The organism is Dietzia sp. NPDC055340, assembly GCF_053645335.1.
In genome coordinates this window covers 39,076-61,717 of record NZ_JBSHML010000022.1, presented here as the reverse complement: position 1 = coordinate 61,717, position 22,642 = coordinate 39,076, and the positions used below count along the sequence as shown (strand labels likewise).

The following is a 22,642-nucleotide window of genomic DNA, read 5'->3' as shown; positions in this document are numbered from 1 at the left end:
CGTCCCGGTCAGCTCCGGCGACCGCCGGGTGCATCGCCGGACAGCCTAGTCGATTAGCGTTTGCGCCCCCTGCCCCGTGTCCTGCTCAGACCACCCCGTTCTCGTAGGCGTACACGACCACCTGAGCGCGGTCCCGCAGCCGCAGTTTCTGCAGGACCCGCCGTACGTGGGTCTTGACGGTCTCCTCCGAGATGAACAGCACCCCGGCGATCTCGGCATTGGACCGCCCGGTGGCGATCTGCTCGACGGTCTCGCGTTCCCGCGGCGTGAGGGAGGTGAGTTCCGCCGGCTCGCGGCGCGGGCGGCGGCCCCGGGTCACCACGTCCTCGATCAGCCGGCGGGTGACGGTCGGCGCCAGCAGCGCCTCACCGGTGACGGCGACCCGGACGGCCCGGAACAGCTCCTCGGCGGGCGCGTCCTTGAGCAGGAATCCGGAGCATCCGATCCGCAGCGCCTCGTACACGTAGTCGTCGAGATCGAAGGTGGTGAGCATGATGATCCGCGGGGCCGGGTCGATCCCGGAACCGAGTATGCGCCGCGCGGCCTCGAGCCCGTCCATCTCCGGCATGCGGACGTCCATGAACACCACGTCGGGGCGGAGCGCCTCCACTTTCCCGACCGCCTCGGCGCCGTCCGCCGCGTCGCCGATGACCCTGATGTCCGGCTGCGACCCGAGCAGCGCGGCGAAACCCTGTCGCACCATCGCCTGGTCGTCGGCGATCAGCACGGAGATGGTCATACGGATCAGCCTAGACGCGACCGGGTCCGCGTCCCGGGCCCCGTCCCGTCCCTGAGCGGAACCGTCGCGGTGACGGTGAAGCCACCGTCGGAAGCCGGGAGGGCCGCGAACGCCCCGCCGACGGCCCGGACCCGGGCGGACATCCCCGCGATCCCGGACCCGCCGCCCTCACCGGGCGCGACGAGGGCGCCCGGCGCCGCCGGGCCGCTGTCCACCTCGAGGGTCACCGCGGGTGGCGCCCCGTCCGCGTCGACCGTGGAGACCGCGAGGGAGACGACGACGAGCCCGCCCGGCGCATGGCGGGCGGCATTGGCCAGACTCTCCTGGAGCACGCGGTGCAGGACCACGCCGGCGGTCTCGTCAATCGTGTCCATCTGCCCGCCGAGCTGCCAGGTGATGTCGACGCCCGAGCGGCGTGCGGCGCGGAGGGTGGGCTCGATCTGCTCGACCCCGACGGGTTCCACCATCGGGTTCTCCGCGTCTGTGCGCAGCACCCCCAGAAGGCCCCGCACCTCGTCGAGCGCCGCGCGGGCCGTCTCGGCGATCGAGTCGAACTCGGCGTGGACGGCCGGCGTGACGCCCTGGAGTCGGTACGGCGCCGACTGGGACTGGACCACGATCATGGACATCTGGTGGGCCACCACATCGTGCAGATCCCGCGCGAGGTGGTTGCGTTCCTCGGCCAGCAAGCGCAGTTCGGACTGCCGGAGGGTCCGCTCGGACTCTCGTGCCAGGCGCAGGTTCGAGTTCTCCAGCTGGCGGCGCGATACCGCCAACCACCGCACGAGGAGTACCACCGCCGAGAAGACCGCGGCCCCGATCATCCAGCCCACGGACACCTCCGCGCCGGGGTTGAGCGCCATGAGCAGGATGGTCACCCCGACCGCGACCGCGACCCGCACCGGTCGTTCGACGAGGATCACCGCGGCCAGACACACGGCCAGCGCGAGATGGAACACGACCGGCCAGCCCAGGGCAAATGTCGACTCGGCCCGCAGCGGCACCGACACCGCACACGCAACGGCGACCGCACCCCAGGCGAGGAACGGCGCACGGCGCGCCGCCGCCACCGGGAGGGCCCCCAGCGCGGCGATGATCGGCACGAGCACCGTCCACGCCGAGTGGGTGATGAAGTAGGTGGGCCAGGCCACCGCGAAGAAGACGAGCGCGAGCACGACGAGGGCGAGGTCCCAGGCGTGAGGTCGCAGCACGCCGACGAGGCCGGCACGGCGACCCCGGGCGTGGGCCTCCACTGTGCGGGGCCCCGCGTTGTCGGGTTCGGCGGCGGGCCTGTCGTCTTCTGATCGCATGGCCATGACGGTATGCGTGACCTCCGTACCCGGGCATCCCCCTGCGGAGTGACCTCGCCGTCCCCCGAGCGGGCCACCCCCGGAGAGTGACCTCGAGATCACCTCCGGAGGGGATCCGCCCGGCGGGCCGGTGTTCCTAGTTTCGCCCTCATGACCCCACCTCCGAAGCACCCGAACCCGCCCTCCGTCCCGCGCACCTCGAACCGGCCGGCCGGTGACCACCGCTCGGGCACCGCGAGCCGGTCCCGCGGACCGGGGTCCCGCGCCGTTGTCGGTGTAGGTGCGGCGGTGGCGGGCGTTGTCGTCGTCATCGGGCTCTTCGCCGGTACCGTCGCCGAGGCCGCACCGGCGCCCGCGGCCGCGGGCCACGCCGCGCACACCGACCTCACCCGCCCGCACGGCACCGACGCCGACGCCGACAGCGACACGGCGATCGCCGCCCTGGCCGCCGCGCGGAAGATCGCGGACGGCACCCCGGGCGCCGACATGGTGGTCCCCGCCGTGGTTGTCGACCTCGGCTACGAACCGGTGGTGGAGCAGGCGTCGGCCGCCAAGCGCACAGGCGACTGCTCGTCCCCGGTGCCGCTCCCGCGGTCGTTCGAACCCGCCTGCCGCGTCCACGACCTGGGCTACGACCTTCTGCGCGTGGCGCACCGACACCAGGTCCCGATCCCACCCGGGCTCCGGTCCGACCTCGACGCCCTCCTCGCGCGGCAGCTGCACGACTCGTGCGAGGGGCGCACGGCGTGCACGGTGATGGCAGACATCGCCCACGCGGCCGTCCAGCTCAACACCGTGCGCCAGAGGCACGGTGCGCCCGTCGAGGAAACGCTGCCGTGGTGACCCGGGTCGTCGCGCGGGTCACGCTCTACGCCGTGATCGTGTACGCGATCGTCGGCGCGCTGGGGTCCGCCCTGTGGTGGGCACTCGACTCGGGGCCGTTGGCAGCTGATCCGCGACTCGTCCTGAACGACCGGGCCGCGTCGTCGGCCATCCGCGTATACGGCGACCACCCCGGCCTCGACCCGGACCACGCGGCGCGGCTGACCACCGACGCCCTCGTCGGCGCCGGCGGATTCGACCGGTCCGTCCTGCTGGTGACCATCCCCACCGGATCGGGGTGGGTGGACCCGGCGCAGGTGACGGCGATCGAGGACTGGTCCGGGGGCGACGTGGCGACGGTGGCGATGCGTTACTCGTCCGCGCCCTCGGCGGCCGTGTACTCGCTCCGGCCGCAGTTGGCGGCCGACTCCGCGCACGCGATCCTCGCCGAGATCACGTCGCGGCTCCGTGCACTCCCCCACAACGACCGTCCGAGACTGGTGGTCCACGGGTTGAGCCTGGGGGCGCAGGCCGGAGTGGCGGCGCTGCGTGACCCCGCGGTCGCCGGGCTCGTCGACGTCGCACTCTGGCAGGGCCGTCCCGGGTCGGCTGCGATGGCCACGGCATCAGCGGCACCGTCTGCGGCAGCAGCGCCCTCCGCGGCAACTCCGGCCGGATCCGAACCGTTGGCCCGCTGCACGGTCAGCGAGGTCAATCCCGACGACCCGGTCGCCGAGCTCGGTCGGGACCTCCTCCGCAACCCGGTGCGGGCTCTCCGTGTGCTCTCCGCACTTCCGGGGTCCGACTCCGCGGCCCCGGGGGTCGGGCACCGCTACCGGCCGGTCCTCCCGCCCTCCGGGTGTGTCTCGCCCGGCCTCTGACCGGCGGCTGTCTCAGCTCACGAGCATCCACCCGCCGCCGGGTCAGCGTTGCTCGCGGACGGTGCCCGCGTCCACCAGGAGCTCACGAGTCGACCGGAAGGCATCACGCATACGCCGGTCATGCGTCACCAGCAGGACGGTGCCGTCGAAGTTCTCGACCGCCTCCTCGAGCTGCTCGATGGCGGGGAGATCTAGGTGGTTGGTGGGTTCGTCCAGCACCAGCAGGTTCACGCCGCGGTGCTGCAGGAGAGCCAGCGCCGCGCGGGTCCGCTCACCCGGTGAGAGTGAATCGCACAGTCGCGACACGTGCTCGCCGCCGAGACCGAACTTGGCGAGCAGCGTCCGGGCCTCGGTGGGGTCGGCCCCGTCCGGGTCAGCAGCGGCGCAGAAGACGTCGAGGAGCTCATCCGGACCGGCGAACGCGGCGCGCGCCTGATCAACCCGCCCCGCCTCGACGGAGGAACCGAGGGTGACCCGCCCGGACCCCGGCGTGCGATCGCCCAGGAGGAGCGAGAGCAGTGTCGACTTGCCGGACCCGTTGGCGCCGCTGATGAGGACCCGGTCGCCGGCATCGATCTGCAGCGTCACCGGGCCCAGCACGAAGTCGCCCTGTCGGGCGAGCGCCTCGTCGAGCACGGCCACCACCGAGCCGGAACGCGGCGCCGACGCGATCTCCATCCGCAGCTCCCACTCCTTGCGGGGCTCGGCCACCACCTCGAGCCGCTCCATGGCCCGCTCGGACTGCGCGATCTTGGCCGCCTGCTTCTCCGAGCGCTGCCCGGCCCGGTTGCGGATGTGTTTGTCGCGCTCAGCGTCTCTACCGCCGGACTTGCGCATCGTGTTTCGCACGCCCTTGTCCAGCCACGTCTTCTGCGTCTGGATGCGGCTGGCGAGCTGATCAACCCGCCCCGCGTACTCCTCATACGCCTCGCGGGCGCGCTGACGCGACAGGACCCGTTCGGCAAGGTGGGACTCGTATCCGCCGTCGAACACGGTGATCTGTCGCTGCGCCGCATCGAGCTCGACAATCCCCGTGACGCAGCGGGCGAGGAACTCACGGTCATGACTGACCACGACCATCGGCCGCCGCTCGGATCGCATGAACTCCTCGAGCACGTCGAGCCCCGCCAGGTCGAGGTCGTTGGTCGGCTCGTCCAACAGCAGGATGTCGTACTGACTGAGCAGTACCGCCGCGAGGTTGACCCGGGCCGCCTGCCCACCGGACAGCGCCGCGACCGGAAGGCCCAGAACCTGCTCGTCGAGCCCGAGTCGTGCGGCCACAACCGGGATCCGCTCGTCCAGGTCGCCGCCTCCGAGGGCCAGCCATCGCTCGAGGGCATCCCCGTAGGCCTCGGCGGCCGCGTCCGACTCCGCCATCTGCTCGGCCAAACCGTCCATGAGCGTCTGGGCTCGCGCCACACCGGTCACCCGGTGCAGGAGTGAACGGACGAGCTCGTCGTCGTCGCTCTCCACCTCCTGGCGCAACACTCCGACGGTCGCCTCCGGTGGGCTCACGGTGATCCGACCGGACATCTCCGCATCGGGAGCACCGGCGAGCGCGTGGAGCAGCGTGGATTTACCGGCACCGTTGGGGCCGGTCAGTCCCCAGACGTCACCGGCGGCGACGACGAGATCGAGCCCGTCGAAGAGTGTCCGTGCACCGCGGGTGGCCCCGACCCCACGTGCCGTCAACGTGGCCGTCACAACCCGGCGCCCTGCAGACGGACGCTGGTGTGGAGACAGATCGAGGCGGCGGTGACGATGTTCAGGCTCTCCGCTCGCCCGCGGATCGGAATGCGGACCCGCACGTCGGCGGCCGCGGCCAGCGCAGCGGGCACCCCGTGCGCCTCATTGCCGAAGATCCAGGCGGTCGGGCGCGACAGGATCTCGTCGGCGTGCTCGATGTCCACCTCGCCGTCGGCGGTCGCCACGGCGATCTGTAACCCACTGGCGTGGGCGCGCGCAACCAGCCCCGACTCGGCGATGCCCCGCACGACCGGTAGATGGAAAAGACTCCCCGCGGACGCGCGGACCGCCTTGGGGTTCTCGGGATCCACCGAGCCCTCGGTGAGCCATACCGCGTCGGCGCCGAGCGCATCCGAGACGCGGATGAGGGTGCCGACGTTGCCGGGTTCGGCCAGGGCCTGCCCGATCGCCACGAGCCGTGCCGGGTGCGACCCGGCGGTGTCGGCCGGATCGTGCCCGGATTCGACAACGAGGGTCCGACACAGCGCGACGATCCCGGACGGCGTCACGGTATCCGCGAGGGACCGCATCGCCCGCGCGGTCACCATGGAGACCCGAACGCCGCGTCCGCGGGCAGTGTCGATGAGGGCGGAGAACCGATCGGCAGCGTCCTCGTCGCAGAAGACCTCCAGCGCACGGTCGGTCGCCAGGGCCGCCTCGACCGAGTTCGCGCCCTCCGCGAGGAAGCGGCCGGCCTTACGTCTGGATGCCGCCCGGTGGAGCTTCGACGCAGAAACGACCCGCGGGGTCCGTTCGGTGAACGGATCCGCGGGTCGTCGCTGCGTGCCCTGCTCGGGCGAGGTGTGATGCGTCAATTCGCGGACGTCAGGCCGCCGGAGCGTTGACGTCGGCCGGGAGGGCCTTGCGCGCGACCTCGACCAGCGCCGTGAAGGCGGCCGGGTCGGTGACGGCGAGATCGGCGAGGACCTTGCGGTCGACCTCGACGCCGGCGAGCTTGAGGCCCTGGACGAAGCGGTTGTACGTCATGTCGTTGGCGCGGGCCGCCGCGTTGATGCGCGAGATCCACAGCTTGCGGAAGTCGCCCTTGCGCTGGCGACGATCGCGGTAGCTGTAGTTCATCGAGTGGAGCATCTGCTCCTTGGCCTTGCGGTACAGCCGCGAACGCTGCCCGCGGTAGCCCTTGGTGGACTCGAGTACGGTCCGACGCTTCTTCTGGCCGTTGACGGCCCTCTTCACGCGTGCCACTGGTCAATCCTCACTGGTCTGGGGTGGCCACCTGCTGCGGTGACCGAAAGTTCTACGTATGGGAAGGGGCTCAGAGCCCGAGGAGCCGCTTGATGCGGGGCACGTCGGCCGGGGCGACGTCGGTGCGGCCGTCGAGACGACGGGTGCGCTTGGTGGGCTTCTTCTCCATGATGTGGCGGCGGTTGGCCTGCTGGCGGACCAGCTTGCCGGTTCCGGTCTTCCGGAAACGCTTGGCGGTGCCCTTGTGGGTCTTCATCTTCGGCATGATCGGTCTTCCTCACATGGTTCGTCCCGGGACCCGGTGGGGTCTCGGGGGGCGGACGGCGGACGTCCGGGGTCTGGTTCGGCGTTTCAGAGCCGGGCGGACTACTCCGAAGCGGGGTCGGTGACCTTCGAGTCCTGCGCCTTGGCGCGGGTCTTCGCGCCGCGATGGGGGGCCACGACCATCGTCATGTTGCGGCCGTCCTGCTTGGCGCTGGTCTCGACGTATCCGTAGTCGGTGATGTCGTCCGCGAGCCGCTGCAGCAGACGGAACCCGAGCTCGGGCCGTGACTGCTCACGGCCGCGGAACATGATCGTGACCTTGACCTTGGAGCCCTTCTCCAGGAAACGGACGACGTTCCCCTTCTTGGTCTCGTAGTCATGCGTATCGATCTTCGGACGGAGTTTCTGCTCCTTCACGACGGTCTGCTGCTGGTTCTTCCGGGCCTCGCGTTCCTTCTGCGCGGCCTCGTACTTGAACTTGCCGTAGTCCATGATCTTGCAGACCGGCGGGCGGGCGTTGGGCGCGACCTCAACGAGGTCCAGATCGGCCTCCAGGGCCAGACGAAGTGCATCCTCGACGCGAACGATCCCCACCTGCTCGCCCCCGGGGCCGACGAGTCGGACTTCGGGGACACGGATTCGTTCGTTGATACGTGCTTCGGCGCTGATGGGCCCTCCTCGGTAGTAACGGTGCGTGTGTGCTGTCGATCACTCGCGTGATCGCACCTGCGCCCTCGAGGGACCCCGGTCGCCCCGACGAACGTCGGGAAAACCGAGAAGGCCCCACGGTACGAATACCCGGGGCCTCTCACTCCTCACCCTCGTCGAAGACACGTCTGCCATACTTCGCAGACCCCTCGCCGGGGGTGGTGACCATCAAACAACCCTACTGGCGTCGGATGGTGGGAGATCAGGCTCCTCTTGGACGATGGACCCCATTGCTTAACGGGATCCCACAGTCGAGGTAGAGACTACCAGGTTCGGCGGGGACCCCCAAACCGGTGCCCGTGCACGCGCGACCGGGCCGTCCGTGGGACAGTATTCGCCATGACCACCGACCAGCCAGCATCCGCCGACCAGGCCTCGGACAGCCCCCTCGAGGAGCACGTCGATGCCCGTGAGGTCGAGATCGTCGATCTGGCCGACGTCTCCGCTCAGGAAGTCATCTTCCGGTCCATCGTCGTTCTCATGAGCGCGGCCGCGGAGAAGCTCGGACTCTCCGACGATGAGCCGACGGCCAGCGCCCACCTCGATCTCGACGAGGCCCGCAAGCTCGTCACCGCCCTGGCCGGCCTCGTCGCCGGGTCCGCCGAGCACCTCGGCCCGCAGGCGAGCGTGGTGCGCGACGGCCTGCAGGGCCTGCAGCGCGCCTTCCGCGAGGCCAGCGCCTACCCCGATCCGCCCGGCGAGGGACCCGGAGAGAAGTTCACCGGCCCCGTCTACTGACTCACTTCCCGCGGGACCGTGATCCCGCCCACGCACATCAGGGCCGCCCCGGGACAGAAACGCCCCGGGGCGGCCCTTGCGTGTCAGCGAAGCGACCTGGCCTTTCGCGCGGCCTTGGCCGCGGTCTTCTGCGCCGAGGTCTTCTGCGCCGAGGTCTTCTGCGCCGAGGTCTTCTGCCCTGCCGACTTCGTTGAAGTGGACTTCTTGGGTGTCGCCTTGGCCGCGGACTTTTTCGCCGCGTTCTTGGCCGCCGGCTTCGTGGCCGGGCCCGGCGCTGAATCGCCCGCTGCGTCCTCACCGCTCGGCGATCCGGCGGGCAGGATCTCGGCGAGGAAGCGCCCAGTGTGACTCTCCGGCACCCGCGCCACCTGTTCAGGCGTGCCCTCGGCGACCACCATTCCGCCGCCTGCACCACCCTCGGGCCCCATGTCGATCACCCAGTCGGCGCTCTTGATGACATCGAGGTTGTGCTCGATGACGATCACCGTGTTGCCCTTGTCCACCAGCCCCTGGATGACCAGGAGAAGCTTGGTGATGTCCTCGAAGTGCAGGCCCGTGGTGGGCTCGTCGAGGATGTAGACGGTCCGTCCGCTGGATCGCTTCTGCAGCTCGGCGGCGAGCTTGACGCGTTGCGCCTCGCCTCCGGACAGTGTGGGTGCGGACTGACCGAGCCGCACGTATCCGAGACCGACCTGGGTGAGCGTCTTGAGGTAGCGGTGGATCGAGGTGATCGGCTCGAAGAACTCACAAGCCTCCTCGATCGGCATGTCCAGCACCTCGGCGATGGTCTTGCCCTTGTAGTGCACCTCGAGGGTCTCGCGGTTGTACCGCGCTCCGTGGCAGACCTCGCACGGGACGTAGACGTCCGGCAGGAAGTTCATCTCGATCTTCAACGTGCCGTCGCCCTGGCACGCCTCGCAGCGGCCGCCCTTGACGTTGAACGAGAACCGCCCCTGCTTGTAGCCCCGGACCTTGGCCTCTGTGGTGGCGGCGAAAAGGGTGCGGATCTTGTCGAACACGCCCGTGTAGGTGGCCGGGTTGGACCGGGGCGTCCGGCCGATCGGCGACTGGTCCACCTGCACCAACTTGTCGAACGACTCCACGCCGTCGATCCCGGAGTGCCTCCCCGGGACCTGCCGGGCCCGGTTGAGCTGGTTGGCCAGCGCCGTCGCGAGGATGTCGTTGACCAGGGTCGACTTGCCCGATCCGGATACTCCCGTGACCGCACACAGCACGCCGCCGGGGAACACCACGTCCACGTTCCTGAGGTTGTTCTCGCGGGCGCCACGCACCCGCAACTGCTTGTCCGGATCGCGTTCACGGCGAGACTGCGGGAGCGCGATGGAGCGTCGACCAGCGAGGTAGTCACCGGTGAGTGATTCGGTGTTGGCCAGCAGCCCCTCGTAGTCACCGGAGTGGACGACCCGGCCACCGTGCTCGCCGGCGAGAGGTCCGATATCGACGATCCAGTCGGCGGCCCTGATCGTGTCCTCGTCGTGTTCGACCACCAGGAGGGTGTTCCCGAGGTCCCTCAGACGCACCAGGGTGTCGATGAGGCGTCGGTTGTCGCGCTGGTGGAGCCCGATGGACGGCTCGTCGAGCACGTAGAGCACCCCCGCCAGACCCGAACCGATTTGGGTGGCCAACCGGATGCGCTGTGCCTCGCCGCCCGACAGGCTTCCGGCAACGCGGTCGAGCGACAGGTAGTCCAGCCCGACGTCGAGCAGGAAGCCCATGCGCGCCTGGATCTCCTTGAGCACGCGGCCGGCGATCATGGCCTGCCGGGCGTTCAGTTCGAGCCCGTCGAGGAAGGCTGCGCAGTCCGCGACGGACATCCTGCTGATATCGGCGATCGAGCGCTCGTGCCCGCCGTGACCGCTCAGGGTCACCGCGAGGATCTCGGGCTTGAGACGGGTGCCCTCGCACGCGGGACACGGCACCTCGCGCATGTAGCCCTGGTACCGCTCCTTCTGCGACTCCGATTCGGTCTGCTCGAGCCGGCGCTTGAGGAACGACATGACGCCCTCGAACTTGGCGTCGTACGTCCGCACCCGCCCGTAGCGGTTGCGGTAGCGCACGCGGACCTTGGTCGAGGCACCGCCGAGAACGGCCTTACGCACCTTCGCGGGTAGCTCCTGCCACGGGGTGCGGAGGTCGAAACCCATGTCGTCAGCAAGTCCGGTCAGGAGTTGCTGGAAGTAGTCCGCGCTCTGGCCGCCCGCCCACGGGGCGATCGCACCGTCCGCGAGAGAGACCTCCGGATCGGGTACCACCAGGTCCGGATCGACCTCGAGGTGCGATCCGAGACCGTCACACACCGGGCACGCACCGTACGGCGAGTTGAACGAGAACGCCCGGGGCTCCATGTCGTCCAGGGCGATGGGGTGACCGTTGGGGCAGGCCATGTGCTCGGAGAAGCGCCGACGCCGGCCCGGGTCCGATTCCTCGAGATCCACGTAGTCGATCACGATCACACCGTCCGCGAGGCCGAGCGCGGTCTCCACGGAATCGGTGAGCCGCTGCCGTGCGGACGGCTTGGCGGCGAGACGGTCCACCACCACCTCGATGTCGTGCTTCTCCTGCTTCTTCAGCGTCGGGGGCTCCGCGAGGGTGTGCAGTTCCCCGTCCACCCGGACGCGGCTGTACCCGTCAGCGGCGAGCTGGGCGAAGAGGTCCACGAACTCGCCCTTGCGTGTACGGACCACCGGCGCCAGGACCTGGAAGCGGACGCCCTCCTCGCCCTCCAGGATCTGGTCGACGATCTGCTGGGGCGTCTGCCGCGACACCTCCTCACCACAGGTGGGACAGTGCGGGACGCCGGCCCGGGCGTACAGCAACCGGAGATAGTCGTACACCTCGGTGATGGTGCCGACGGTCGAGCGCGGGTTCCGGTTGGTGGACTTCTGGTCGATCGACACCGCCGGGGAGAGACCCTCGATGAAGTCGACATCCGGCTTGTCCATCTGGCCGAGGAACATCCGCGCATACGCCGAGAGGGACTCGACATAGCGCCGCTGCCCCTCCGCGAAGATCGTGTCGAACGCCAGCGAGGATTTGCCCGACCCCGACAGACCGGTGAACACGATCAACGCCTCTCGGGGGACGTCGATATCCACGCCCTTGAGGTTGTGCTCACGCGCGCCGCGGACGACCAGCCGGTCCACCATGGGGGTTCTCCTTCCGGGGGGAGGTCGCCACATTGCCGTACGTGCCGCATGGCCGCCGTTCCCGCACACGAAGGTACCAACGTCGTCCGACATGTTTCCGGTCCCCGACCACCGGCAGCGTCGGTAGCCTGCAGCTATGTCGACTTCCACCACGCCAATCCCTGACCGAATCACCCTCACCGAGGGTTACACCGGCCGTCTCGACGGCCGTCTCACCGGCGAGCGCTGGACCGTGGGTCCTGCCCGCCTGACCAAGATCTCCGTCGGCGAGATGGACAACAACGTGTACATCGTCGAGTCGGTCGCGACGGGCGACGTCCTCCTCGTCGACGCGGCCAACGACGCGCCTCAGCTGATCGCCCACCTGCGTGAGCACGCCCCGTCGCTCAAGGAGGTGCTCACGACCCACCTGCACGCCGACCACTGGATCGGGCTCGCGGAGACGGTGGAGGCGCTCGGTCTCACCACCATCGCCTCCCCTGGTGACGCCGGGTCGATCGACATCCCCACCGATCGTCATGCGTCCCATGGGGACCAGCTCACCGTCGGCGATCTGCGGCTCGAGGTGATCGGGTTGCGCGGGCACACCCCGGACGGCATCGCCCTGCTGCTGAGGACGGACGAGGGCACCCACCTGATCTCGGGTGATTCGCTGTTCCCAGGCGGCCCGGGCAAGACCGGCTCACCGGAGGACTTCGACCGTCTCATGAGCGACCTGGAGTCGCGGGTGTTCGCGGAACTCGAGGACGACGTGGTGGTCCACCCCGGGCACGGCGACGACACCACCGTGGGGGCCGAGCGCCCGCACCTGGCCGAGTGGCGGGACCGCGGCTGGTGACGGGAGAAGGACATCGGTGATCGCCGCTCCGGCCGCCCGACCGAACCGTCGCGACGGCCATTTCCGAATCGTTATCAATCCCACTCGTCACACGATTCCCGCAGCCCATCCCCTGTCGGACATCGTCGACACCGACCCGGGATGACGCGATCGGAGGCGCGGCACCCGAGTTCGCACTAGGTTCGAGCACGCACTCCCACTGATTCAGGAGGAACGATGATCCGACGACTCGCACGACCAATGCTCGCCTCGGTTTTCGTCATCGACGGCATCGAGACGTTGCGTAATCCCCAGGCCCATGTCGCCGATGCGGCCCCGCTGGTCGACCAGGCCACCCCGCTGGTGGAGAAGGGGGAGCAGGCGGTCAACGAGCGCGTCAACACGACCGTGCCGCCCGTCCCCAAGGACACCGAGACCCTCGTCAAGGCACTCGCCGGGGTCAAGATCGGCGCGGGCGCTCTCTTCGCGCTGGGCAAGGCGCCGCGGTTGTCGGCCCTCGCCCTGACCGCGTCACACGTGCCCTCGACGGTCAGTCGTCACGCGTTCTGGACGGAGTCCGATCCGGCGGCGCGCAGCCGTAAGACGACCGGCCTGGCAACCGATGTCGCACTGCTCGGCGCACTGCTGATCGCCTCCGCCGACACCGCCGGCCAGCCGGGGCTGGCCTGGCGCGCCGGCAAGGCCAGGGACAAGGTCGCGGCCAGGTTGCCCGGGGCGAAGGCGGAGGCCCTCACCGCCGGCTCGGCTGTCGCCGGGGTGGCGCACACCGTGGCCGACCAGGCGCGCGACGCGGCCGACACCGTCCGCGACAAGGCGCCCGAGGTGGCCGAACAGGTCCGCGAGCGGGCCCCCGAGGTGGCCGAGCAGGTTCGTGACCAGGCGTCGGGCATCGCCGGACTGGTGAAGTCCAAGGCCCCGGTCATCGCCGCTCAGGTGCGCGACCGCGTCGCCGACGCCCGTGAGCAGGTCGCCCCGTACGCGGCAGAGGCACGAGAGCGCGCCACCACCGCCGCACACCTCGCCGCGGAGGAGGCCGGACCGCTCGCCGCGCAGGCGCGTGACCGCGCCGGGTCCGTGGCGGCGAACGTGGCCGACCGGGTCGAGGAGATCGACACCTCGGCCGTGCGCAAGACCGCGAAGGACGCCCGCAAGGCGGCCGAGAAGCGGGGCGGCAAGACCGAGAAGCGCGCCCGCAAGGCCGGCGCCGACGCCCGGAAGAAGAGCGACAAACTGCGCAAGAAGGCGGCCAGGGCCATCGCGCCCTGACGCCACTCCGGCCCACCCTGGGGCCGCCCGGGTCCAGTGACGACCCCGCCCGTCGACGGGCGGGGTCGTCGTCGTCGGTCCTGTCGCGAATACCGGTAGCCTGGACGTCCTGCCCAGAGCCGTCCACCAGGGAAGGAGCGCCCGTGACGGGAAACGATGCCCTCGCCGAGGAGCAAGAACACCTCGGTCGACTCCTCGACCGGCTCGAGGAGTTGCGCAAGGACACCCGCGCGCGGCTCGACGCCGTTCTCCGCGGGACAGGAGGGACGCCCCAGGCCCGATCCGAGCGCGAGTCGTTCGCCCGCCTGTACTCGTCGGAGCTCGCGTCCTTCAACGCCGCCAACCTGGGCCTGTACTTCGGGCGCCTGGACATGGAGGACGGCGAGGTCCGCCGGATCGGCCGCGTGGGACTGAGGGACGACGACGAGGACCTCACGACGCTTCTCCTCGACTGGCGCGCCGACCACAGCCGGCCCTTCTACCTGGCCACGACGGCCCGCCCGGAGGGGGCCCACCGGCGTCGCCATCTGCGCACGATCGGCCGCCGGGTGATCGGCGTGCACGATGAGTTCCTCACCGCCCCGGTGGACGGCGACGTGCCGGAGGACCACGACGACGTGGTGGGTGAGTCCGCGCTGCTCGAGGCGCTGGACGCGGCCCGTTCCGGCCACATGACGGACATCGTCGCCACCATCCAGCGCGAGCAGGACGAGATCATCCGTAACCCACACTCCGGGGTCCTGGTGGTCCAGGGTGGCCCCGGCACCGGGAAGACCGCGGTGGCGCTTCATCGCGCCGCCTACCTGCTCTACACCCATCGCCAGCGGCTGGACCGCAGCGGCGTGCTCATCGTGGGCCCGAACCCGCGGTTCCTCGACTACATCGCCCGCGTCCTCCCGTCCCTCGGCGAGTCGGGGGTCGTTCTGCGGACTCTCGGGGACCTCTACCCCGGGGTGAGGGCGACCGGTCCCGAGTCCCTGCGCGGCGAAGAGGTCAAGGGCTCGGAGGCGATGGTCGACATCCTCAGGGCCGCGGTGCGGGCACGCCAGCTCGCCCCCGCGGACGAGGTGGAGGTCCACGTCGACGGCCACCGGCTGGTCCTGGAACCGGCGACGGTCCGTGCCGCGCGCGGCCGGGCCCGGATGACGCGCCGCCCGCACAATCAGGCGCGGGACGCGTTCGCGACGCGGATCACGGAGGCACTGACCGAGCAGTACATGGCCGCCCTGACCGATCCCGTGGGTGACGCGGAGGACGAGGCGTGGGCACCCCGGGGCGACGGCCTGGGCGATCTGGGCGATCCGGCCCGCCCCCTGTTGGACGCCGAGGACCGGGCCGCTCTCCGGACGGAGGTCGAGGAGTCCGTCGAGGTGGGCGAGGCCATCGACGAGTGGTGGCCGGTACTGCGACCCGAGCGGCTTCTCGCGGAGCTCCTGTCGAGTCGTGAGCGGATCACCGAGGCCGCCGGCGACTATGTGGCAGAGGACCAGGAGGCGCTGTTCCGCGAGGACGGTTACGCCTTCTCGGTGGCCGACGTCCCGCTGTTGGACGAGCTGGCGGAGCTCCTCGGCGACGACCCGTCGGAGGAGGGCACCGAGGCCGATCGCGCGTGGGCCGAGCAGGTCCGTCAGGCGGAGGAGGCACTCGAGATCCTCACCGGTTCCGCGGTCCAGGACATCGAGGATGATCTCGACCCCGAGGTGCTCATGGCGTACGACGTGGTGGATGCGGAGTCGCTGGCCCGTCGGCACAGCGCGGATTCCGATCTCACCGTCGCCGACCGCGCCGGTGCTGACCGGACGTGGGCGTTCGGGCACGTGATCGTCGACGAGGCGCAGGAGCTGTCGGCGATGGCGTGGCGCACTCTCATGCGCCGCTCCCCCAACCGCTGGATGACCCTGGTGGGCGATGTGGCCCAGACGTCGAGCCCGGCGGGTATCGACTCGTGGGGCGACGCGCTGTCGCCGTATGTGGACGACCGGTGGGTGCTGTGCGAGCTCACCGTCAACTACCGGACCCCGGCGACCGTGTCGGCGGTGGCCGAGGCGTTGCTCGCCGAGATCGACCCCGCGGCGACATCGCCGCGTCCGGTCCGTCAGGGCCGGCACCCGGTGGAGTGGGCGGAACCGGACGCCGCGTCGTTGGTGGATCTGGTGGTGCAGCGGGTCACCGCCGTATCGCCCGAGCGGGCCGTGGCGGTGGTGGTCCCGGATGGGAACGAGTACGACGACGACAACGGCGTCCACCCGGAGGACGGTCACGGCACCGCCGACGTCGGTGGCGTGAACGATTCCGCCGCGTCGACCGGTTATCCGGATCTTCGCGAGGCGGTCGAGCGCGTCCGCCCGGGCACGTCCGTGTTGCCGCTGGCGTTGGCCAAGGGGCTCGAGTTCGACGTGGTGGTGGTGATCGATCCCGAACAGATCCTGGCACGCTCGCCCCAGGGTCTCCAGGACCTCTACGTGGGTACGACCCGGGCGACGCAGGAGCTGGTCCTGGCCCAGCCAGGAGGTTTCGGCCCCCTGCTCGCGGAGATCCGGGACACGCTGGCCGGCAGCAGAGAGGAACTCACCGCATGAGGTCCGTTCCGGATCGCGTCCGGGTGGTGCCGGCCCTCCTCATCCTCGCGCTGGCCGCCGGCGGGTGCGGTCAGGCGGCCGAGGAGGCGTCGGAGACCGCCGCCGACTCCCCCACCTCCGTGAAGGCGAACAGCGCGCCGGCACCTGCCGACCCCGCACCGGAGACGAGGACCGACGCCGAGCAGGCGTTTCTCGATGATCTCGCGGAGTTCGGGCTGCCGACCGGCATGAGCGCCGAAACCACTGTCGAGGTGGGGATCGGGATCTGCGAGAACACCGCGGAAGGTGTCGACACCGAGACCATTCTCGACCAGATCCGCCCCCTCAGCAGCGCGATCGCCACACAGAGCAGGGACCAGGACACCGACCGCGTCGGTCGCACCATCGTGGAGGCCAGCCGGGCTCACCTCTGCGACTGATCCGGCCGGCCTCGATTCAAGACGAGCGCCCCGCCCCCGGAGTTCCGTGCCGAACGATGCCCACGGTTCCCTGGCCGGGCGTGCTGCTAGGTGGTGTGGACGATGAGCACGTCGCAGGCGGCGCGACGCGCGGCGTCGGCGGGCACCGAACCCAGGAGCCGACCGGTGAGCGAGTTGAGACCCTTGTTGCCCACGACCAGCAGGTCGGCGCCGGTCTCCTCCGCCAGGGAGATGAGCGACTCGACCGGGGCGCCCTTGACGGTGCGCACCTCGATCTCGGTGGCGCCCGCGGCGTGGGCCCTGTCCTTGGCGCCGCGGACGATGTCCTCGGCGGGATTGTCGCCACGGATCTGGTAGGCGTCCTCGCCCATCTGATCCGCCACCTGGCTGACCGACCGCTGATCGGCCGGCACGTACGCGCAGGCCACCACCAGGGTCGCGGACGCGTCGGCCGCCAGAACCGCGGCACGTTCGACCGCACGGTACGACGACTCGGACCCGTCCGTCCCCACGATCACCTTGGTGTAGGCGCTCATTCTCAGTCCTCTCCTAGGGAACACGTTTCGTCCAGCGTAGACGGCAGAGGCCGCCACCGTAGGGGGTAAGCGTGTCACATCACAGATGAGCTATCACTCGATACCGGCCTCGCGCATACCCTTGAGTTCCTTACGGAGCTCCGCGATCTCGTCCCGGAGGCGTCCGGCCAGCTCAAACCGCAGATCTGTAGCCGCAGAAACCATCTGCTCGGTCATCTCCTCGATGAGCTTCTCCAACTCCTGCCGAGGACGGGCGGCATCGCCCACCGCGCGGGCGCCGACGAGTTCGCGGCGCTCCTGGGCATCGCCCGTCAGGGGCCGATCCTCCCCGACCCGATCGAGGATGTCGGCGATCTTCTTACGCAGCGGCTGGGGGTCGATCCCGTGCTCGGCGTTGTAGGCGAGTTGCTTCTCGCGGCGCCGATCGGTCTCCTCCATCGCGTGCTGCATGGAGTCGGTGATCCGGTCCGCGTACATGTGGACCTCGCCGGAGACGTTTCGCGCGGCACGACCGATGGTCTGGATGAGCGAGGTGCTCGACCGGAGGAAGCCCTCCTTGTCCGCGTCGAGGATCGCCACCAGCGAGACCTCCGGCAGGTCGAGTCCCTCGCGGAGGAGGTTGATGCCCACCAGCACGTCGTACTCGCCGCGCCGGAGATCACGCAGCAACTCCACACGCTGCAGCGTGTCGATCTCCGAGTGCAGGTAGCGCACGCGAACGCCCAGTTCGAGCAGGTAGTCGGTTAGATCCTCGGCCATCTTCTTGGTCAGCGTGGTGACCAGCACCCGCTCGTCCCGTTCGGCGCGCGCCCGGATCTCCCCCACCAGGTCATCTATCTGGCCCTTGGTCGGCTTGACCACCACCTTCGGGTCGACCAGCCCGGTCGGACGGATCACCTGCTCGACGAACTCGCCGCCGGTCTGCCCCATCTCGTAGTTGCCCGGCGTGGCGGACAGGTAAACGGTCTGCCCCACCCGCTCGGAGAACTCCTCCCAGGTGAGCGGCCGGTTGTCCAGCGCGGACGGCAGCCGGAACCCGAAATCCACGAGATTGCGCTTGCGGGAGGCGTCGCCCTCGTACATCGCCCCGATCTGGGGGACGGTCACATGGGACTCGTCGATCACCGTGAGGAAGTCCTCCGGGAAGTAGTCGATCAGTGTCGCCGGCGAACTGCCCGCCGCGCGCCCGTCGATGTGCCTCGAGTAGTTCTCGATGCCGGAGCAGAAGCCGACCTGCTGCATCATCTCGATGTCGTAGGTGGTGCGCATGCGAAGCCGCTGGGCCTCGAGCAGCTTGCCCTGGTTCTCCAGTTCCGCGAGCCGCCCCTCCAGTTCCTCCTCGATGGAGGCGATCGCCCTGGCCATGCGCTCCGGACCCGCGACGTAGTGGGTGGCCGGGAAGATGCGCACCTCGTCGACCTTGCGCACCACGTCCCCGGTGAGCGGGTGGATGTAGTACAGGGCGTCGACCTCGTCGCCGAAGAACTCGATGCGGACGGCGAGTTCCTCGTAGGTGGGGATGATGTCGACGGTGTCGCCCTTGGCCCGGAACGTCCCGCGGGTCATCGAGACGTCGTTACGCTCGTACTGCACGTCGACGAGGAGCCGGAGCAGCTGGTCGCGGTCGACCTCCTGCCCGACGGACAGCGCCACTGAGCGGTCGAGGTAGGACTGCGGGGTGCCCAGGCCGTAGATACAGGAGACGGAACTGACGACGACGACGTCGCGGCGAGACAACAGCGAGGACGTGGCCGAATGCCGGAGCCGCTCCACATCGTCGTTGATGGAGGAGTCCTTCTCGATGAAGGTGTCCGTCTGGGCGATGTACGCCTCGGGTTGGTAGTAGTCGTAATAGGACACGAAGTACTCGACCGCGTTGTTGGGCAGCATCTCCCTCAACTCGTTGGCGAGCTGCGCCGCGAGCGTCTTGTTGGGGGCCATCACCAGTGTCGGCCGCTGCACCTGCTCGATGAGCCACGCCGTGGTGGCGGACTTGCCGGTACCGGTCGCGCCGAGCAGGACCGTATCCCGCTCGCCCCGGCCCAGCCGCTCGGCCAGCTCTGCGATCGCCGTGGGCTGGTCGCCCGACGGCGTGAACTCGCTGACCACCTCGAAACGGTCCGTACTGCGCTCGATATCGCCGATCGGACGGAACTCCGAGTAGGACAGGACAGTCGGGTCGACGGGGATCCCGTCGTCGGGGATCTCGGTCGCGAAAGCCATGACATCCAGGATACGAGCCTGCGACGCGTCCCGCTCGTCTAGTGTTTACGCCTCCACCGCCCGCATCGCCGCCCCGTCCATGAATCGGCGTGAATCGTGCTCGTCCGTCTGGAGTCGCCCTGTGTTCAATGAACCTCGTCGTCGTCGTACTTCCCACCGCCCCGGATACCGCATCGGGCGCCGACCCGCGGCGATGGCCACCGCCACCGCCCTCGCGGCGGGGACCCTCACCCTCGCCGCGCCGATCGCGGCCGCAGCCCCCTGCGACCCCTGGCCGCCGTCGGGTGCCGGCGGCGGGGGCGGCGGGGGCGGCTCGAGCAGCCTCGGCGGTTCGTCCGCGGCGCCGTCGAACCCCGCCACCCCGTGGCACAACGGCGAGTCGGGATACATCCCCGTGCTGGAGGGCCGCACCACCACCGTCGAGCTCCTGACCGGGCCCACCAGCCCCAACGACACCGTGGACCGCTTCGCGATAACCGGCACCGACCTGGGCATACTCTGGGAGAACGGCAACGCCGACGGGAAGAACCAGGTGCACATGGCGCTCGGCGACACCATGGGCGACTGCAGCGTCGACGGCGACCAGTGGCGCAGCAACATCCTCTTCCGCTCCTCGGACCGCGACCTCTCCGATGGCATGCGCATCGACGACGCCCCGATGGAACGCGCGGGCATCGCCAAGTCGATCCTGCCCCGGCAGAACGTCCCGGGTGAGACCACGGTGATCCCGACCGCGGGCGTCGCCGTGGGGACGACCCAGTACGTGCGCTACATGTCCGTGCGGACGTGGGGCGCACCCGGCGAGTGGACCACCAACTACTCGGCCCTGGCAAAGTCCACAGACAACGGCGAAATCTGGACCGAGGTCGCCGGCACCGCCCGTACGGGGACAGGCGATCCGGCGCTGGTCCCGTCCGCTCTCGGGGAACCGCACTCCGCACACACCGCCGGGCAGATGAGCGCCTTCCTCAAACACGACGGTCTCGTCTACGAGTACCTGACCCCGTCGGGCCGCAACGGCTCGGCGATCCTCGCCCGCGTCGACGAGGCCTCGATCGAGGACATGGACGCCTACGAATTCTGGGACGGCACCGGCTGGGTGGCGGATCAGGACGCCGCGACGGTGGTGCTCGACGGCCGGGTGAGCGAACTGTCGGTCTCCTGGAGTGAGCACCTCGGACAGTTCATCTCGCTGTACACCGACCAGAACAACGACGTCGTGATGCGCCGGGCCCCGACGCCCCAGGGACGGTGGTCGGGCAGGGACATCCTCCTGTCGTACGACCATCTCCCCACCCTTTACGGGGCGTTCGCGCACCCCTGGAGTCCCGCGATCAAGACGAACGGGGATGATCTGTATTTCACGCTGTCCACGTGGGACGCCTACAACGTCTTCCTCATGAAGACGGATCTCGATGTGCTCCCCGCGCGGACGGCGCCGTCCGCGGCGGCCCGCATGCGCGCCGCCGACGACAGCTGGACCCGCGACACCCCCGACCCCGCAGACACCGGCGAGACCGTTCTCGTCGACCGAATCCCCCTCCCGGAGGCCTAGTACATGACCCGCCCCCTCACCCCCTCCCTCGCCCGGCGCCTCGCCTCGGCGGCCGCTGTCACCGTGACGGCGGCCGCCACGGTGACGGCCGTCAGCACACTCGGCGCGGGCACGGCCGACGCCGGACCCTGCAGCGAGATGTTCGGCAACTTCGGCTCGCTTCTCGAACACCGGACCGGCGCGGGGATGGCCACCGGCTCCCTCGGGTCGCTCGGCTCAACCGGCGACTCCGGGTCGCTGGGCTCGGCTTCCGGGTCGCTGGGGTCAGCGGACCGGTCCGGGTCGCTCGTGCAGGAGCTCGAGACCGGGTCGGTCGGCAACGGTCTCTCCGGATCGCTCGATCCGCTCGTGGGCTCCGTCTACGGGATGCCGCCGTGGATCACCGGCGAGGAGGGCACCGTGCCCGTCCTCCGCGGCCCCACCCAGTTCCTGCAGCTGGTCACCGGCCCGACCAGCCCCTCCGAGTCCCTCGCCGAGTACGGGGTCGGGGGAACCGACCTGGGCATCATGTGGGACAACGGCGACGCCGATGATCGCGAGATCCTCATGGCCTTCGGCGACACCATGGGCGACTGCTCCGTGCCCGGCAACCAGTGGCGCTCCAACGTCCTGTTCCGCTCCGGCGACGCCGTGCTGGACGACGGCATCACCATAGACTCCGCCGCGATGGGGGCCGACGGGCTCGCCAAGTCGATCGTGCCCCGGGCCGACCAGCCCGGCGAGGTGACGATCATCCCCACCGCGGGCATCTCCGTCAACGGGGTGCAGTACCTGCGATACATGTCGGTGGCGCACTGGGGACAGCCGGGATCGTGGACGACTAACTACTCGGGCATCGCCTACTCCACCGACAACGGCGAGAACTGGACTCCCGTGCCCGAGATGGCCCGGCCGATCACCGACGCGGTGCCCGTCGGCGACGGCGCACCCGCCGTCGACAGCTCCTGGCGTGGCGCGCAGATGAGCTCGTTCGTCAAGGGCGAGGACGACGACTACCTGTACGAGTATCTGACGCCCTCGGGCCGGCAGGGCGCGGTGATCCTGGCGCGGGTGGCGACGGGCGACTCCCCCACCGTTGCCGAACTCGGCGACGACGACCTCACCGACGACACCCTTCTCACGGGCGTGCTCGATCCGGCGGGTTACTACTACTGGGACGGGGATGCGAAGGCGTGGGTGTCCGATATCGAGGACGCCTCCGTCGTGATGCCCGCCCCCGCCAGCGAGCTGTCGACCATGTGGAACGAGCACCTGGGAAAGTACACGGCGATGTACTCCAAGGGGTTCGACTCGATCGTCATGCGCACCGCGGACCACCCGGAGGGGCCGTGGAGCGACACCACCGCGCTGATCGATTACTCGATGCTGCCGGGCGTATACGGGGGCTTCATGCACCCGTGGGCACAGGGTGGCGATCTGTACTACCTGGTCACCACCTGGAACGCATACAACGTGTTCCTCGTGCGCACCGACCTGAACGAGCTGTTCCCGGCCCCCTCCGCTCTGCGGACCGCGAGGGCCGCGGCGCCCGCACAGTCCGAGGTCGTGCGACAGGTTCCGGTCGCCGAACTGGTGAACGGGGTAGTCCCGACCGAGTGATCCGATGAAGACACCTGAAGGCCCGGCGACAGACGGGCCTTCAGGT

General features: G+C 69.8%; 19 protein-coding genes. 9 read left to right on the top strand and 10 right to left on the bottom strand.

All coding sequences use genetic code 11. From position 1 onward, the window contains the following. Positions 1-85 precede the first annotated feature (85 nt). Complete coding sequence (locus tag ACWIFB_RS15120; RefSeq protein ID WP_454058689.1) at positions 86-739, bottom strand: response regulator; 654 nt, start codon at positions 737-739, stop codon at positions 86-88. Positions 740-744: 5 nt separating this feature from the next. Then, positions 745-2,049 carry a sensor histidine kinase gene (locus ACWIFB_RS15115; RefSeq protein WP_454058688.1) on the bottom strand — a complete coding sequence of 435 codons (1,305 nt, stop codon included), beginning with the start codon at positions 2,047-2,049 and terminating at the stop codon, positions 745-747. Positions 2,050-2,199: 150 nt separating this feature from the next. Here ACWIFB_RS15115 and ACWIFB_RS15110 point away from each other — a divergent pair, with 150 nt between their 5' ends. Continuing rightward, positions 2,200-2,892, top strand: a complete 693-nt coding sequence (locus ACWIFB_RS15110) for a hypothetical protein (protein ID WP_454058687.1) — start codon at positions 2,200-2,202, stop codon at positions 2,890-2,892. Continuing rightward, the gene (locus tag ACWIFB_RS15105; RefSeq protein ID WP_454058686.1) at positions 2,886-3,752 is read left to right on the top strand and encodes an alpha/beta-hydrolase family protein; all 867 of its coding nucleotides are present in this window, start codon (positions 2,886-2,888) and stop codon (positions 3,750-3,752) included. Before ACWIFB_RS15110 ends, ACWIFB_RS15105 begins: the two co-directional genes overlap by 7 nt. Before the next feature lie 42 nt (positions 3,753-3,794). On the opposite strand, the gene ACWIFB_RS15100 is transcribed toward ACWIFB_RS15105, so the two are convergent. The 5 genes from ACWIFB_RS15100 to infC all read right to left on the bottom strand — a co-directional run bounded on the left by ACWIFB_RS15100 (position 3,795) and on the right by infC (position 7,637). Further along, a complete protein-coding gene (locus ACWIFB_RS15100) occupies positions 3,795-5,456 on the bottom strand; it encodes an ABC-F family ATP-binding cassette domain-containing protein (RefSeq protein ID WP_454058685.1) in 1,662 nt (553 codons plus the stop codon). Beyond that, positions 5,453-6,313: a TrmH family RNA methyltransferase gene (locus tag ACWIFB_RS15095; protein ID WP_454058684.1), complete on the bottom strand. Its 861-nt coding sequence runs from the start codon at positions 6,311-6,313 to the stop codon at positions 5,453-5,455. Before ACWIFB_RS15095 ends, ACWIFB_RS15100 begins: the two co-directional genes overlap by 4 nt. A gap of 10 nt (positions 6,314-6,323) precedes the next feature. Beyond that, complete coding sequence (gene rplT, locus ACWIFB_RS15090; protein WP_182632080.1) at positions 6,324-6,704, bottom strand: 50S ribosomal protein L20; 381 nt, start codon at positions 6,702-6,704, stop codon at positions 6,324-6,326. A 70-nt stretch (positions 6,705-6,774) separates the two neighbouring features. After that, complete coding sequence (rpmI, locus tag ACWIFB_RS15085; RefSeq protein ID WP_007630819.1) at positions 6,775-6,969, bottom strand: 50S ribosomal protein L35; 195 nt, start codon at positions 6,967-6,969, stop codon at positions 6,775-6,777. Between the two features lie 101 nt (positions 6,970-7,070). After that, on the bottom strand, positions 7,071-7,637 hold the full coding sequence (gene infC, locus ACWIFB_RS15080) for a translation initiation factor IF-3 (RefSeq protein WP_454058701.1): 567 nt from the start codon (positions 7,635-7,637) through the stop codon (positions 7,071-7,073). Between the two features lie 378 nt (positions 7,638-8,015). Here infC and ACWIFB_RS15075 point away from each other — a divergent pair, with 378 nt between their 5' ends. Further along, on the top strand, positions 8,016-8,414 hold the full coding sequence (locus tag ACWIFB_RS15075) for a DUF1844 domain-containing protein (protein ID WP_230931333.1): 399 nt from the start codon (positions 8,016-8,018) through the stop codon (positions 8,412-8,414). Between the two features lie 83 nt (positions 8,415-8,497). On the opposite strand, the gene uvrA is transcribed toward ACWIFB_RS15075, so the two are convergent. Further along, on the bottom strand, positions 8,498-11,581 hold the full coding sequence (uvrA, locus tag ACWIFB_RS15070; protein WP_454058683.1) for an excinuclease ABC subunit UvrA: 3,084 nt from the start codon (positions 11,579-11,581) through the stop codon (positions 8,498-8,500). 136 nt (positions 11,582-11,717) lie between these two features. On the opposite strand from uvrA, the gene ACWIFB_RS15065 reads away from it, so the two are divergent. The 4 genes from ACWIFB_RS15065 (at position 11,718) to ACWIFB_RS15050 (ending at position 16,683) form a co-directional block, all read left to right on the top strand. Continuing rightward, on the top strand, positions 11,718-12,419 hold the full coding sequence (locus ACWIFB_RS15065) for an MBL fold metallo-hydrolase (protein ID WP_452100145.1): 702 nt from the start codon (positions 11,718-11,720) through the stop codon (positions 12,417-12,419). A gap of 216 nt (positions 12,420-12,635) precedes the next feature. After that, entirely contained in the window at positions 12,636-13,685 is a 1,050-nt protein-coding gene (locus ACWIFB_RS15060; protein WP_452100146.1) for a DoxX family protein, read from the top strand. 143 nt (positions 13,686-13,828) lie between these two features. After that, positions 13,829-16,264, top strand: coding sequence for a HelD family protein (locus tag ACWIFB_RS15055; RefSeq protein ID WP_454058682.1), 2,436 nt, complete (start codon positions 13,829-13,831; stop codon positions 16,262-16,264). Continuing rightward, positions 16,261-16,683 carry a DUF732 domain-containing protein gene (locus tag ACWIFB_RS15050; protein WP_454058681.1) on the top strand — a complete coding sequence of 141 codons (423 nt, stop codon included), beginning with the start codon at positions 16,261-16,263 and terminating at the stop codon, positions 16,681-16,683. The genes ACWIFB_RS15055 and ACWIFB_RS15050 overlap by 4 nt, the downstream gene beginning before the upstream one ends. A gap of 86 nt (positions 16,684-16,769) precedes the next feature. Here ACWIFB_RS15050 and ACWIFB_RS15045 read toward each other — a convergent pair whose 3' ends face one another. Further along, a complete protein-coding gene (locus ACWIFB_RS15045) occupies positions 16,770-17,219 on the bottom strand; it encodes a universal stress protein (protein WP_454058680.1) in 450 nt (149 codons plus the stop codon). 93 nt (positions 17,220-17,312) lie between these two features. Continuing rightward, positions 17,313-19,442 (bottom strand): excinuclease ABC subunit UvrB, encoded by a 2,130-nt coding sequence (uvrB, locus tag ACWIFB_RS15040; protein ID WP_454058679.1) that lies wholly within the window; start codon positions 19,440-19,442, stop codon positions 17,313-17,315. Positions 19,443-19,563: 121 nt separating this feature from the next. Between uvrB and ACWIFB_RS15035 the strand changes: the two genes are divergently transcribed. Both ACWIFB_RS15035 and ACWIFB_RS15030 read left to right on the top strand, forming a co-directional pair. Then, a complete protein-coding gene (locus tag ACWIFB_RS15035; RefSeq protein ID WP_454058678.1) occupies positions 19,564-20,997 on the top strand; it encodes a DUF4185 domain-containing protein in 1,434 nt (477 codons plus the stop codon). A gap of 3 nt (positions 20,998-21,000) precedes the next feature. Beyond that, entirely contained in the window at positions 21,001-22,596 is a 1,596-nt protein-coding gene (locus ACWIFB_RS15030; protein WP_454058677.1) for a DUF4185 domain-containing protein, read from the top strand. Positions 22,597-22,642: the final 46 nt, after the last annotated feature.

Bases quoted from the DNA above. Each gene is read 5' to 3' on its own strand.
- ACWIFB_RS15030 (WP_454058677.1), top strand. From the start codon at position 21,001: ATGACCCGCCCCCTCACCCCCTCCCTCGCCCGGCGCCTCGCCTCGGCG.
- uvrB (WP_454058679.1), bottom strand. From the start codon at position 19,442: ATGGCTTTCGCGACCGAGATCCCCGACGACGGGATCCCCGTCGACCCG.
- ACWIFB_RS15060 (WP_452100146.1), top strand. From the start codon at position 12,636: ATGATCCGACGACTCGCACGACCAATGCTCGCCTCGGTTTTCGTCATC.
- rpmI (WP_007630819.1), bottom strand. From the start codon at position 6,969: ATGCCGAAGATGAAGACCCACAAGGGCACCGCCAAGCGTTTCCGGAAG.
- ACWIFB_RS15045 (WP_454058680.1), bottom strand. From the start codon at position 17,219: ATGAGCGCCTACACCAAGGTGATCGTGGGGACGGACGGGTCCGAGTCG.
- ACWIFB_RS15120 (WP_454058689.1), bottom strand. From the start codon at position 739: ATGACCATCTCCGTGCTGATCGCCGACGACCAGGCGATGGTGCGACAG.
- ACWIFB_RS15065 (WP_452100145.1), top strand. From the start codon at position 11,718: ATGTCGACTTCCACCACGCCAATCCCTGACCGAATCACCCTCACCGAG.
- ACWIFB_RS15050 (WP_454058681.1), top strand. From the start codon at position 16,261: ATGAGGTCCGTTCCGGATCGCGTCCGGGTGGTGCCGGCCCTCCTCATC.
- ACWIFB_RS15115 (WP_454058688.1), bottom strand. From the start codon at position 2,049: ATGCGATCAGAAGACGACAGGCCCGCCGCCGAACCCGACAACGCGGGG.
- ACWIFB_RS15075 (WP_230931333.1), top strand. From the start codon at position 8,016: ATGACCACCGACCAGCCAGCATCCGCCGACCAGGCCTCGGACAGCCCC.
- ACWIFB_RS15110 (WP_454058687.1), top strand. From the start codon at position 2,200: ATGACCCCACCTCCGAAGCACCCGAACCCGCCCTCCGTCCCGCGCACC.
- uvrA (WP_454058683.1), bottom strand. From the start codon at position 11,581: ATGGTGGACCGGCTGGTCGTCCGCGGCGCGCGTGAGCACAACCTCAAG.